Origin of the sequence: Photorhabdus antumapuensis (assembly GCF_020387775.1) — a bacterium.
Classification (GTDB): Bacteria; Pseudomonadota; Gammaproteobacteria; order Enterobacterales; family Enterobacteriaceae; genus Photorhabdus; species Photorhabdus antumapuensis.
In genome coordinates this window covers 22,029-36,244 of sequence record NZ_JAHZMK010000021.1, presented here as the reverse complement: position 1 = coordinate 36,244, position 14,216 = coordinate 22,029, and the positions used below count along the sequence as shown (strand labels likewise).

The window sequence follows — 14,216 nt, the reverse complement described above, 5'->3', positions numbered from 1 at the left end:
ATAAAAAAGGACAATCGAAAATGATTATTTTTTACGTTAACGATTTTTCCATGGGAAGAACATTCACCCAGTAACGGGTAATATATTGAATTTTAACGGGAAGTGTTTTCTCTATGACAGTTAATACCGTATCGGTATTTTTCGTCGGGAAAGTTCCGCTTAAGCGTAATGAGGCGACAGTCGGGTCGCAGCGTAATACGCCGTTGCGATAGCGGGCGAGGGTTGCTATTACTTCACTCAGTGGCTTATCGCTGAAGCTTAGTATACCCTGCGTCCACGCGTTGTCTTCGGCGGTTGCCGCGGTCAGTTCGCCAAAATCGGTGGCGTTGAATCTTAGGCTTTCACCCTGACACACAATACATTTGCGGTCTGCACCGGTCAGTATCACCTCTACGGCATGCTGCTGAACGCTAAGTAGCGTGGTGTTGGCTTCCTGACGAACCGTAAATTGGGTACCGAGTGCGGTCAGTTGTGCATGGCGGGTTTGTACACGCAACAGTTTTGCTCCGGCATCATGCCCGGTAGTGATGGCAATTTCGCCGTACCAGAGATGTACCAGACGTTGCTGAGGGCCAAAATGGACATCTACAGCACTGTCGGTATTGAGTGTAAGCAGTGTGCCGTCGCTCAGTCGATGATGCTGAATATCCCCTTTAGCAGTATGGTAATTGGCCCGCAGACCCTCTCCCACTTCCGAACACCACAGTTGCCAGCCACCGCCAACGCCTAGTAGCAACAGTATGCCTTTCATCATCCTGCGTCGTGACAGGTGAGTTTCCTGGAGTGTGTGGCTTGCCACGTTGCCTGGCACGACAAGCATCTGGTTACGCAGATTTTCCACTTGCTGCCACGCCCACTGATGATCCTGATGCTGTTCGTACCAGCGCTGCCATTTTTCAGTTTGCAGCGGACTTACTTGATCACTACTCAGTATTGCATACCAGTGTGATGCTGATTTTAATGCCTGGAGACGAGAATTGGTCAACATGGTGTTCATATTAGAGTCCATGCTCCAGGCGAAACAGCAGGCAGTGCTCGGTGGCTTTGGCCATATATTTTTTCACGGAGCTGACGGACACATTGAGGCGTGAAGCAATGTCGCTGTAAGTTAGATTTTCAAGCTGAGACAGTAAAAACGCTTGGCGCGTTTTGCTGCTCAGACCATCGATCATCTGGTCGATTTGCTGGAGTGTCTCAAGTTGACACTGACGGATTTCCGGCGAAGGCATAAGTGTTTTGGGCTGTTGTGCGAGCAGTTCCAGATATGCCTTTTCCAGCGCGTTTCGGCGAAACAGATCGATCATCACCCTTTTGGCAATAGTGCAGAGGAAGGATTTTTGGTCGCGAATGGCTTGTAGCGAGTCGCCGGCCATCACACGCAGGAAGGTATCCTGTGCTACGTCGTCGGCGTCAAAGGACGATTGCAGTTTGCGCGTGAGCCAGTTTTTCAGCCAGCCATGATGAGCGCCGTAAAGCGATTCAAGCGTCAGCTCAGCGGAAACAACAATGTGGTCAGACATAACCTATAATATCAAAAGTTAATAATCACGGTATTATATTAATGTGAGAATGGTTATCATTACAATCATTCCGAAGGTTTTTTATTTCATGTTGATGTGACTCAAGTAGGTGTAGCTGGGGGACCTATCTCTGTTTCCTTAAGATGTTGGAGAAAGTGGTCAATGAAGAGTGAGCTATGGCCGGAAAAAAACCTGAAGTCAGTCATAAAAGAACGGTAGAGAAAGGTGAAAGTCGGTACGACTGACCCAGAAAGTGGATTTATATACCGAGCCAATTAACCTAAAGAGCGCTTTTTACTTACTCCACAGATCCCGATTTGCTAAGGTTAGGCCATGTGGTTTATCGTTTTTTGTACTATCTAAAAGTAAAAGATTACAGAAACTTTCACTCATTAAATAAAAGTAAATATGCCTTATCCTGAACTTGGCAAAAGTAAGTATTAAGAAAGCCGTTTTTGTCTATCAGTGTGGTTTTAGAATCTGGGAAAAGAAGCAAGTGTATCATGAGTAAATAGGTAAAGACTTAAATCATCAAAGGTAAAAAGAAGTGATTAAGGATTTTTTAAAGCGGGTGAAAAATCTGATGCTATATTAACATTGAAAGAGAAAACATCGGAGAAAACGGGTTTTAAATTGATTAACCAAAGTGATAAAATAACAGTGTTAACCCAATGATAAGAATACGATGTTATATCAAAATATTTAACCGCATTAGGTGTTGATTTTAATACCATTAGCATGCCTGTTATCCTTTCTGGTTTTAAACCTAAAAAAATTAAATACAGAAAAAACTAAGGACTAATTTAATGAAATTGGAAGGTTTAAATGAAAGGAGGGAGATGGAAAAAACTATTATATTTACATAAGATACTTAATAAAAATCATTTATTAAACGAATTTTTAATTAAAAACAAGAAAAGAAAACCATCGGAATTAAAATTAATTTATAGGTTTATCATCTTTATTAACGTGGTTCACCATTTATTTTTACCTGCATATTAATTTGGGGGTGATAACACGTTCATTTTTATCGGTGATTAATCAGCTAAGAGTTATAAAAACAGGTGCTCCATTAATGCCAGTTTTTAAAAGTCATATAGTGACTAAAAACGGCCTATTTACTACCATGTTTAATGCATTTATCGGCGATGTTATTCTTCGGTTATTTTATATTTAACTAACCTGCTATGGCTATTTAAAAACGTAAATATAGTGATTTTTTATTTAATGGTTTTTTTATAAATAAATTTCACTTATGGTAATGGTTGATGGCATTTAATCTAAATCCATTAACAAAGAGTTAAAAAGAAACTAGCACGTAAAATAATATTATCCGAACCGGATAATATTAAAGTATTTTCTCGCTGTTATTTTATGAAAAAAGCCGCAATAAATGATGTGATAAAAAAAGATAAAACGGTTAATTTAGCAAGATTTAAAATTTGAAAAAGAGGTGATTATCCGAAAAGATACAAATGGGGATCTTTATATCATCAAGCTATTTATTGGTTAATTTATGTGGAAAAGTAAAGGGTTATGGATCTATAAAAACAGCTTTAAATTACCGATAAAATAGTGTCGGTAAAGATAAAAAAGGGTGTAATTTACATTGGTAAACGTAAAGTACGATATTCCATGATGATTAATATTAATATAAAAAGCATATGTCAAAAGTGGTAAAAAACTGTTAAAACTTTATACTGATTAAAATCAATGGTTGAAAAAATGGCTTTTAATAATAGTTTAAAACCTGTCAATTATAAAACTATCAGTGGAAAAGGAGAAATGAAAATCAGTTTGAATATGTTTTCAGGTAAAAAGATAAATTAAAATATTAATCCGTTAATCCGTTAATCCGTTAATCCGTTAATCCGTTAATCCGTTAATCCGTTAATCCGTTAGTCCGTTAGACCTTTCACCATCGTTGTATGAATGGTATTAATGACAATATTAATCCAATCCAGCGAAATACCATTCTTTTCAAGAGCGTCCTCCGATTTATTGGGGGTATCGTTTTCGTCTTACCAATACCGTCATATGCTCCCAACATACGGTAGATCATTTATTGCTTAGTAAATATTTACAATTACTTATAATTTCAGTTAGTTATTTTTCCATCAGGGCCATACCAGCATCATGTGTACATTAAGTGTATCTTTAATTGGTGTATCCCATTTTTTGTAGATTGGCCTGACAAGTGATAGTAAAAACTATTAGTATTGGGAAAACGATCACTTTAGTTTGAAAACTATTTTCAGGGAAATAGAAATGTTACATGTACTTGCATGGCCTGATCTGTTTATTTGCATTTTTGCCGTTTTCTTTGCTTATCTGATTTTTGGTATGGCAGGGTTTGGTTCTGCTCTTATTGCTAGCCCGATTTTGGCACTTTATATTCCGGTAGCGAAAATTGTCCCTTTATTAGCTTTGATAGATCTGACTGCCGCAGTGATTAATATTACCAGAGATGGCAAGAAATCAGAGTTTAGTGAGATCAAGTTAATTGTTCCGTTAATGATTGCCGGTAGCTTGATTGGCGCTGCCATTTTATTGATGGCTCGACCTGATGTTTTAGTTCTGGTGTTGGGGTTATTTGTTGTTTTCTATTCAATTTATTCGCTATTTTTCAGTAAAACCTACCGCCAATTCCCTGCTAAAGCCGCTATTCCATTTGGCCTGAGTGGAGGTATTTTCAGTGCACTATTTGGTAGTGGGGGCTTTCTTTATGCAATTTATCTAACCGGGCGGATATCAGATAAGGAAATTTTCAGGATTACTCAGACGACTTTAGTTGGTTTCAGTACCCTGACAAGAGTGATTATTTTTGTTGTCATGGGTATTTATCTGGATACTTCATTTTTGTTATTAATACTGGTATTTATTCCAGCCATGTTGTTGGGAATCTATTTTGGCCGCCAGGTGACACTGAAAATCTCCAGGGAAATATTTTTGAAGTTTATCAATATTATTGTGCTGGCTTCGGGGTTAATGCTGATATTTCGTTATATATTTGCTCTTTAAAATAGTAACTAATCATAATTAATATATTTAATATAATATCATTAATTTGTTGTTTTCATTTTGTTTCGTATTTATTCTCTTTATTTTTGCTGGATAGGCACAAATAAAATGAATAGTCGTGATTATAGAAATAATAATTTTTTTGCCATTTTTACTATTACCACAAGTGTCGCTGTTATTGGCATTGTCATTGGTTTGACTATCCCAATGATAGCGTTACGCTTGAATAGCCAAGGTATTGATGAGTTGTATATTGGTTTAATTTCTGCCGCTCCGGCATTAGGGGTTCTTTTGAGTGCTCCGGTAGTCCAGAAAATTGTAGCTCTGGTAGGCAAGAAACACGTCATGATGATTGCAACAGGGGTTTCTGCTGGCAGTTTGCTCCCACTTTTGGGTTCGTTGCCGATGGAGTTGCTTTTTCCTCTGCGTCTAGTTACTGGTGTTGCTAACGGGTTAATGATCTGTCTAGGTGAAACCTGGATTAATGAACTCTCTGAAGAGAATAAACGAGGCAGGGTACTGGCTGTTTATACAACAGTTTTTACTATCAGTCAGTTGCTTGGCCCTTCTATCATTGCTTTTTATGGTATTGCAGATAAAACGCCGATACTGATTTGTACTCTGATCCATATCTTTTCACTGGTGCTTTTTGTCATGGTAGATCAGAAGAAAGGCGATAGGTTGCCGCAACACAGTAAGAAATCCAATTTCTCTATTGTTCAATTTGTGAAGATTGCGCCGGCGATCTGTGGTGGTGTGCTATTTTTTTCCTTTTTCGACGGGACCATTCTGTCTATGTTACCCATCTACGGAATGAGTTGTGGGTATGCCGAAGTGGTAGCTGCACTGATGATAAGTGTCGTTCTTGCTGGTGATGCAGTGATGCAGCTCCCGTTTGGTTGGCTGGCGGATCATATGAATCGTATGCGTTTATACCAGATTTGTGGTGTAGCAACGCTCGGAGCAAGTGCGTTATTACCATTTGCGATGGCACATCAGTATTTTATCTGGCCTCTGTTGATTGCTTTAGGGGCAACTGCGGGGGCTGTCTACACCATTGCATTGGTCCAAATTGGTCAGTATTTTTCAGGAAATGATCTGATAGTGGCTAATGCGGCGGCGGCTATGTTGTGGGGTATTGGGAGTTTGTTTGGGCCACTGCTTGCCGGTATAGCGAGTTCAGTGACGCCATCAGGTTTACCTATTCTACTTGTCATCATTGCAGCACTGTTTCTGATTTCAACAATGGATCGGTTTAATCTACAGAGTGAGAACGGCTGAGGTGTTCAGCCGGAGAGTGTTACAGGCGTAGAAGCTGGCTGTGAATAGCAGTCAGCACTGAGTAAGTCTTATTTATTTTCAAGTCGTTAGCTAAATAATACTGTTAGCTATTGATTTCGACACTATGATCACTGGATAATCTTTCGCCTCAAATTCTCTCACTGTTTTCTATTCTAAAAGCCAAACGATTGCTTTTATGATTTGTTGAACCGATTGGTGCAATATTCATTAAGTGTTGTGTTATTAAGCGAGGTAATCGTTTTCGTTTGATTAGGAAGTGGAAGAAGTACCATGAACATAATGCAGGGGAATGACATGTCTGGCACTCAGGCACCAGTTAAATGCAAACTGGACAAGTATTTTAAATTGACTGAACGTGGCACAACCGTACGCCGTGAAATTCTGGCAGGGCTCACAACTTTCTTGGCGATGGTTTATTCAGTCATTGTTGTACCGGGGATGTTAGGGCAGGCAGGGTTTCCCCATGCGGCTGTCTTTATTGCGACTTGTTTGGTTGCCGGTTTTGGTTCTTTGTTAATGGGGCTGTGGGTGAACTTGCCAATGGCAATTGGTTGTGCAATTTCGTTGACTGCATTTACCGCTTTTAGTTTGGTTTTAGGACAGCAAATTACTATTCCGGTTGCACTCGGTGCGGTATTTCTGATGGGGTGTTTGTTTACAGTGATTTCTGTGACCGGTATTCGTTCTTGGATTTTACGCAATATACCCATGGGCATTGCGCATGGTGCAGGGATTGGTATTGGGCTGTTTTTGTTACTGATTGCGTCAAACGGTGTTGGTCTGGTCATTAAGAACCCACTGGAAGGTTTGCCTGTTGCTTTGGGTTCGTTCACCTCTTTTCCGGTTATGATGACTCTGCTTGGGCTGGCTGTTATTTTTGGCTTGGAAAAATTGAAAGTCCCCGGCGGTGTGTTGCTAGTAATCGTGGTGATTTCTGTTATTGGGCTGATTTTTGATCCGGCGGTGAAATATCAAGGGTTCTTTAAGGTACCGAGTCTGGGAGATGATGGTCTGTCCCTGATTTTTAGTATGGATATTATGGGGGCTTTGCAGCCAATTGTGTTACCTAGTGTGTTGGCGTTAGTAATGACCGCGGTGTTTGATGCGACCGGTACCATCCGTGCGGTAGCAGGGCAAGGGAACCTGTTGGATAAAGGTGGACAGATTATTAACGGCGGTAAAGCGCTGACTGCCGATTCTGTCAGTAGTATTTTTGCCGGTGCTATTGGTGCTTCTCCGGCTGCGGTATATATCGAATCAGCCGCGGGTACCGCCGCAGGCGGTAAAACAGGTTTAACCGCAACAGTGGTCGGTATCCTGTTCCTGTTGATTTTGTTCTTTTCTCCACTTTCATATCTTGTACCGGCGTATGCCACTGCGCCGGCGCTGATGTATGTTGGTCTGCTGATGCTGAGTAATGTCAGGAAACTGGATTTTAATGATTTTGTTGGGGCGATGTCCGGTATGCTTTGCGCGGTCTTTATTGTTCTGACTTGCAATATTGTAACCGGCATTATGTTGGGTTTCAGTTCTCTGGTTGTTGGTCGTATCTGTTCCGGTGAATGGCGCCAATTGAATATCGGTACAGTGATAATTACGATCGTTTTAGTAGCATTTTATGCTGGTGATTGGGCTATTTGATTGATTAAAAAGTGCGTAAGGTCTGTTCACCCCTGCGCACTTTGCTATTTCTTGCGATTACTTTTAAATTCTTAATTATTTCCCCCTCTATTTATCTGATTAGTTTACAATATTCCTGCAATTCTTTCGGATACGGCTCCGCGTGTATCTACCTTTTTCGATTGATTCAGTTACTTTAGTATTAAGATTTATTCTCACTGTTTTTGTGTTAACGGGAAGAAAAAGAGTTTCAATCTGTATACCAACGGTTCTTAGGTAAATTGTAAGGGCAACATGGAAATATTCTTTACTATTCTGATCTTGATTTTGGTGGTTTCAGTTTCTGGTGTTCTGACTAAAGTGATTCCGTTCCGCATACCTTTGCCGTTAATGCAAATTGCTATGGGAGCATTGCTGGCCTGGCCGCACTTTGGTTTACATGTTACTTTCAATCCTGAGCTGTTTCTCGTTCTGCTAATCCCTCCTTTGTTATTCGTTGACGGCTGGAAAATGCCAACCAGAGAGTTTTTCCAGTACGGACGGGAAATTTTTATACTGATGCTGGTATTGGTGCTGGTGACTGTTGTCGGTATTGGTTATCTGATTTACTGGCTGATGCCAGGTATTCCGTTAATTGCTGCTTTTGCCCTTGCTGCTGTGTTATCGCCAACAGATGCGGTGGCTTTATCATCCATTGTTGGAAAAAGGCGTATGCCTAAGCGCATGATGAATGTGATGGAAGGGGAAGCGTTAATGAATGATGCTTCCGGCCTGGTAGCCTTAAAGTTCGCTGTAGCGATAGCAATGGGAACGATGGCATTTTCTGTTACTGGCATGACCATAGAATTCTTCAAAGTTGCTATAGGCGGTTTGTTATCCGGTATTGCAGTAACCTGGCTGTATAGTAAATCCCTGCGCTTAATGAATCGTTGGAGCGGTGGCGATCCGGCAACCCAAATTGTTTTCATGTTGCTGTTGCCATTTGCCTCTTATCTGATTGCAGAACATATTGGTGTTTCCGGTATCCTTGCCTCAGTTGCCGCGGGTATGACGATCAGTAAATCTGGGGTCATCCGTAATGCTCCGTTGGCAATGCGTTTGCGTGCTGATAGTGTCTGGTCAATGCTGGCGTTCGTGTTTAACGGCCTGGTGTTTATCATGTTGGGCCTGCAACTACCGGGGATCTGGCAAACTTCCGTTATACAGGCAGAACTTGATCCAACCGTTGAAACCTGGATGTTGTTTGCCGCAGTCGCAGTGATTTATGGGGCGCTTCTGCTATTGCGTTTCTGTTGGTTGTGGCTGATGAAGAATATCAGCAAAGTCTTTATGAAGAAAAATCCACTGAATTTTGCGACTTATACCACCCGTGAATTGTGGCTGGCATCTTTTGCCGGAGTTCGTGGTGCAATCACCCTTGCTGGTGCACTGTCTGTTCCTCTGTTTCTGGCGGATGGTACGCCATTCCCGGCACGTTATCAGCTTATCTTTATTGCCGCAGGGGTCATCCTGTTCTCGTTGTTAATTGGAGTTCTCTCTTTGCCATTCCTGTTACGGGGAATGCAAACTTCCGATAAGGAGGCAGATATCAGTGAAGTCAGAATGGCACGGGCAGCTATGGCGGAAGTGGCGATTGTTAGTATGAATAAGATGGAAGAGCGTCTTTCTGCTAGCCCCGAAGAGCAGTTGGATGCTGAGGTGATTACTGAAGTTGCTTCTAGGGTAATTGGCTATTTGCGTCGCCGTACTGTGGGGCAGGATGAGATAGAACATAACCTGCTAGTGGAAGATTTGGAACGTCGTTTTCGTCTGACTGCATTAAGGGCAGAGCGCGGTGAGTTGTATCATCTGCGTGCAACCAGAAAAATCAGTAATGAGACACTTCAAACCTTGCTGCATGATTTGGATTTACTGGAAGCTTTATTGGTACAGAAAGAGCACTGATCTCCTATATTTGTTGGTTGTCACGACAATCTTGTGAGCCACTTTATTCAGCCTGATTGGTGAATATCTTGCCTATCAGGTTGATAGCTGATTTGTGGTGTTTGCTCGTGTCTGGTTGGTGGTATTGGTTTTCCTGCCGTAGATACCGGAACCTCTTGGCAATGATGAATAATATGTTGGTTCCGGTAGAATGGCTGATAAATTTACCATTGAGGGGAGTTGGGTTGCTGAGTTGTTCTAGGGGTATCGACGCTTACTTTTGAAATTCCTTTTACGAATGGCAGATTATCCATTGCGTGTTGGCGTGCGGAATGGATAAATGCGTCAGTCTCAGGCTGGTACTGTTCGCCTTCACGAACGGCAGCGTACAGCCTGCTCCATAAACCTTCTCCCAGTGTTTTAGTCACCACTAACTCTTGCCTTTCAAATGTCTCAACAACCCAATGTGGCAGAGCTGCGATTCCCATGCGGGCAGCGACCATTTGAATCAGTAATAGGGTGTTATCCACATTTTTCAACGTAGGGACAACGCCCGCTGGTTGCAAGAAACGCCGCCAGATATCGAATCGCTGACGTTGAACGGGGTAGATCATCAATGTTTCATTAATTAAATCTTTTGGCTGGATGTGCAGTTTATTGGCCAGAGGATGATCCGGAGCAACAACCAGCTTGACCTCATAATCAAATAGCGGTGTGTAGTGCAAATGACTTTCAGGGAGAATATCTGATGTCAAAACGACATCCAATTCTCGTTGCTGTAGTGCAGGTTGTGGATCAAAAGTGACGCCGGATTTGAAATCCACATTGACTTGTGGCCAGGTTTCTCGGAAATGCTTGAGTGCAGGTGTCAGCCATTGAATACAGCTATGGCATTCAATAGCGATACGCAGATTTGTTTGGCCCGGCTCTTTACATTCGCGCAGTGCATTTTGAACCAGAGGGAGAACTTGTTCTGCTAGTCGTAATAAAACTTCACCCTGTGGCGTGAAACGAAGCGGTTGACTTTTACGAATGAACAACCGGAAGCCAAGGCGATGTTCAAGATCGCTGAACTGATGAGACAAAGCGGATTGTGTTTGATGCAGATGATTGGCTGCTGCCGCTAATGAACCGCAATGACTCAATGATTGTAATGTTTTTAGATGTTTTATTTCGATCATGAGAAACCTTCAAGGTGATAATGAATAAATTGCGCTTGTGGTTTATACCTTACCTGTTGATTATGGATGTGTAAACATCTAGACGGCTAAAAATGACGGGATAATGAAATGACGATTATTAATCACACACTTGGCTTTCCACGTATCGGTTTGAAAAGAGAACTCAAAAAGGCTCAGGAAAACTATTGGGCAGGGAAAATTTCTCAGCAAGAATTATTGGAAACTGGGCGTGAGTTACGTGCCCGTCACTGGGAGCAACAGAAGCAGGCTGGTGTTGATTTAGTGCCAGTTGGTGATTTCGCTTGGTATGATCATGTTCTGACGACCAGTTTACTACTCGGTAATGTGCCACCGCGTCACCAGAATCCAGATGGCACGATTGATCTGGATACACTGTTCCGTATTGCTCGTGGTCGTGCTCCGACGGGTGAACCTGCTGCTGCCGCAGAAATGACTAAATGGTTTAATACTAACTACCATTATATCGTGCCAGAATTTCAGCAAGGGCAGGAATTTAAGCTGAGTTGGACTCAGTTACTAGAAGAAGTGGATGAAGCGTTGGCTCTGGGTCATCAAGTAAAACCCGTTTTACTGGGGCCGGTAACTTACCTGTGGTTGGGTAAAGTGAAAGGTCAGGTATTTGATCGTCTCTCTTTATTGAAAGATATTCTTCCTGTTTATCAGCAAGTATTGGCTGAGTTAGCTAGACGTGGTATCGAATGGGTTCAGATTGATGAACCTGCGTTGGTACTGGAACTGCCAGCAGAGTGGTTGGCAGCTTATCCGGTTGCTTATCAGGCACTACAGGGGCAGGCTAACTTATTGTTGACTACCTATTTTGATAGCGTTGGTCACAACCTAGAAACGATCAAATCCTTGCCGGTACAAGGGCTACATGTGGATCTGGTTGCTGGTCAGGATGATATCGCGCAACTGAATGAGTCATTGCCGAAAGAGTGGGTGCTTTCCCTTGGTGTGATTAATGGTCGTAATGTGTGGCGTGCTGATTTAACGACTAAATATCAGTTGATTAAGCCATTGGTAGATAACCGTACACTGTGGATCGGTTCTTCCTGTTCTCTTCTGCATAGCCCTATCGATCTGAATGATGAGACTGCGCTTGATGCAGAGGTGAAAAGCTGGTTTGCGTTCGCATTGCAGAAATGTGAAGAGTTATCCCTGCTGGCTGCGGGATTGAATCAGCCAGAAGGCGGTAAACAAGCAGAGTTGGATGCTTATAGTGCGCCAATCCGTGCTCGTCGTGAATCTAAACGGGTGAATAATCAGGCTGTTACTGAGCGCCTTGCCGCAATTAATCCACAGGACAGTGAGCGTAATCAGCCATACCCACAGCGTGCGGAAATACAGCGTCAGCGCTATAACTTGCCATTGTGGCCGACAACAACAATTGGATCGTTCCCGCAAACGACGGAAATTCGTGGCTTGCGTTTGGATTTCAAAAAAGGTCGGGTGGATGGTGCCAGCTATCGTACTAATATCTGTGAACATATTAAGCAGGCAATTAACGAACAAGAACGTTTAGGATTAGATGTATTGGTGCATGGCGAAGCTGAACGTAACGACATGGTGGAGTATTTCGGTGAACACCTCGACGGTTTTGTCTTTACGCAGAATGGCTGGGTTCAGAGCTATGGATCTCGCTGCGTTAAGCCACCAGTGATTATTGGTGATGTCAGCCGTCCTGAAGCTATCACTGTAGAATGGGCTAAATATGCTCAATCGCTGACGGAGAAACCTGTCAAAGGGATGTTAACTGGGCCGGTGACAATTCTCTGTTGGTCATTCCCAAGGGAAGATGTCAGCCGTGAGACGATTGCTAAGCAGATTGCATTGGCACTGCGTGATGAAGTGGACGATTTGCAAGAAGCGGGCATTGGTATCATTCAGATTGATGAGCCAGCATTGCGGGAAGGTTTACCACTGCGCCGGGAAGAGTGGCAGTCCTATCTTGATTGGGCGGTAGAAGCATTTAAATTGAATGCTGCAATTGCTAAAGATGACACGCAGATTCACACTCATATGTGTTATTGCGAGTTCAATGACATTATGCCTTCCATTGCAGCATTAGATGCGGACGTGATTACTATTGAGACTTCCCGTTCAGATATGGAGCTGTTGGATTCATTCGAAAACTTCTCTTATCCGAATGAGATCGGGCCAGGTGTTTATGATATTCATTCACCTAACGTACCCAGTATTGAATGGATTGAAGCACTATTACGTAAAGCGGCTGATCGTATTCCGGTTGAACGTTTGTGGGTTAACCCGGATTGTGGCTTGAAAACCCGTGGTTGGACTGAAACTCGCCAGTCACTGGCAAACATGGTACAAGCGGCGAAACGCCTCCGCGAATCAGTGAAATAATTAATCCAGCAATTTGCCTGTCACCATTAATTGGTGATGGGCATTTTTCATAAAATAATCTTTTTTTTTTGCAGTAGCGCATTGTGATACGGCTTAGCTGGGATCTTTTCTATTACCAAACTTTTAGTAACTTATATATGCCATATTGGTATTTGAAAAAGTATATTTTATTAACAAAATAACTGGGGTATTAACAAGATGGAAGCATTGTAATAGAAACTTAATAATTAAAGAGAGGATTATATGGATGTTAATAATTTGCAAGGTAAGAAAAGTAGCTCTCGAAGAAATTTTTTAAAAAGCAGTGCTGCTATTACGGCGACTGCGGCACTTGCTCCGATGAGTTTAGCTCGTGCGGAGGCAAAGTTATCCCCACAACATGGAATAGGCGTATGTACGCTTGCGCCAGAGCAGATATCAGGGCCGTATTTCCGAAATGACAAAATTGTAAGAAGGGATATTACCGATTCAGAAGTAGGAATACCTTTTTTATTGAAAATTACTGTCATGGATAAAAAAACATGTAAACCGGTTGATAATTTATTTGTTGATATTTGGCATTGTAATAGTCGGGGAAAATATTCTGGTTGGAGTTATATCAGCCCCGATATAGTACCTAATGTTGCTGGAATAGGTTCTAGCAATAGAACTGATGATAAAAATTTTCTAAGAGGAGCTCAACCATCGGATAAGAATGGGATAGTGAATTTTACGACTATTTATCCTGGGTTTTATGCTGGTAGAGCGACTCATATTCATATTGGAATCAGAAAATTGAGCACAGATGTGACTGACAAAGAGCACTTTGCTTTTGTAGGTCAAATGTATTTTCCAGAAGAGATCAATACAGAGGTTTATAAGTATGATCTGTATTCAAAACGGAGGGTAATCCGAACCAAAAATCATGAGGATGAATATTTTAAAAATATGAGTGGTCATCTTTCAGAAATAAAAGTAACAAAAATAGACGAATCTGATATTAACCGTGGGATACTGGGTGAAATAATTCTATCGATAGACTTGGAAAATATATCTAATTTCATAACTAAAGATGATTTATATTCCCATACGGTATGACCGGTTTTGTTGAATAAACTAAACTTCAATGTAATAACAGTCTGAATTATAAAGTAACCTATGTAAATGGTATGCTGATTAATAATTTAATAAAGTATCAGTACTTGATATTTACATACGGATATTGTGCAGGCACAGAGAGGATTATCTTTACTGTTTGATGGATATTATCAGTAGATCATATTTT

9 protein-coding genes are annotated in these 14,216 nt (G+C 41.7%); 6 read left to right on the top strand and 3 right to left on the bottom strand.

The window, feature by feature from the left end; all coding sequences use genetic code 11:
• Positions 1–31: 31 nt before the first annotated feature.
• Both fecR and fecI read right to left on the bottom strand, forming a co-directional pair.
• Positions 32–997, bottom strand: a complete 966-nt coding sequence (fecR, locus tag KZ793_RS08320; RefSeq protein ID WP_225814926.1) for a ferric citrate uptake sigma factor regulator FecR — start codon at positions 995–997, stop codon at positions 32–34.
• A gap of 1 nt (position 998) precedes the next feature.
• Positions 999–1,520: a ferric citrate uptake sigma factor FecI gene (fecI, locus tag KZ793_RS08315; RefSeq protein ID WP_225814925.1), complete on the bottom strand. Its 522-nt coding sequence runs from the start codon at positions 1,518–1,520 to the stop codon at positions 999–1,001.
• Positions 1,521–3,788: 2,268 nt separating this feature from the next.
• On the opposite strand from fecI, the gene KZ793_RS08310 reads away from it, so the two are divergent.
• From KZ793_RS08310 to KZ793_RS08295, 4 genes are all read left to right on the top strand, one after another.
• A complete protein-coding gene (locus KZ793_RS08310) occupies positions 3,789–4,541 on the top strand; it encodes a sulfite exporter TauE/SafE family protein (protein WP_225814924.1) in 753 nt (250 codons plus the stop codon).
• A gap of 108 nt (positions 4,542–4,649) precedes the next feature.
• Positions 4,650–5,822, top strand: a complete 1,173-nt coding sequence (locus KZ793_RS08305) for an MFS transporter (RefSeq protein WP_225814923.1) — start codon at positions 4,650–4,652, stop codon at positions 5,820–5,822.
• A gap of 315 nt (positions 5,823–6,137) precedes the next feature.
• Entirely contained in the window at positions 6,138–7,484 is a 1,347-nt protein-coding gene (locus KZ793_RS08300) for an NCS2 family permease (protein WP_225815067.1), read from the top strand.
• 273 nt (positions 7,485–7,757) lie between these two features.
• A complete protein-coding gene (locus KZ793_RS08295) occupies positions 7,758–9,407 on the top strand; it encodes a Na+/H+ antiporter (protein ID WP_225814922.1) in 1,650 nt (549 codons plus the stop codon).
• 203 nt (positions 9,408–9,610) lie between these two features.
• Here KZ793_RS08295 and metR read toward each other — a convergent pair whose 3' ends face one another.
• Positions 9,611–10,567 carry an HTH-type transcriptional regulator MetR gene (gene metR / locus KZ793_RS08290; protein ID WP_225814921.1) on the bottom strand — a complete coding sequence of 319 codons (957 nt, stop codon included), beginning with the start codon at positions 10,565–10,567 and terminating at the stop codon, positions 9,611–9,613.
• 108 nt (positions 10,568–10,675) lie between these two features.
• Here metR and metE point away from each other — a divergent pair, with 108 nt between their 5' ends.
• Positions 10,676–12,952, top strand: a complete 2,277-nt coding sequence (gene metE / locus KZ793_RS08285) for a 5-methyltetrahydropteroyltriglutamate--homocysteine S-methyltransferase (protein WP_225814920.1) — start codon at positions 10,676–10,678, stop codon at positions 12,950–12,952.
• A 243-nt stretch (positions 12,953–13,195) separates the two neighbouring features.
• Entirely contained in the window at positions 13,196–14,029 is an 834-nt protein-coding gene (locus tag KZ793_RS08280) for an intradiol ring-cleavage dioxygenase (protein WP_225814919.1), read from the top strand.
• The last annotated feature ends 187 nt before the right edge of the window (positions 14,030–14,216 follow it).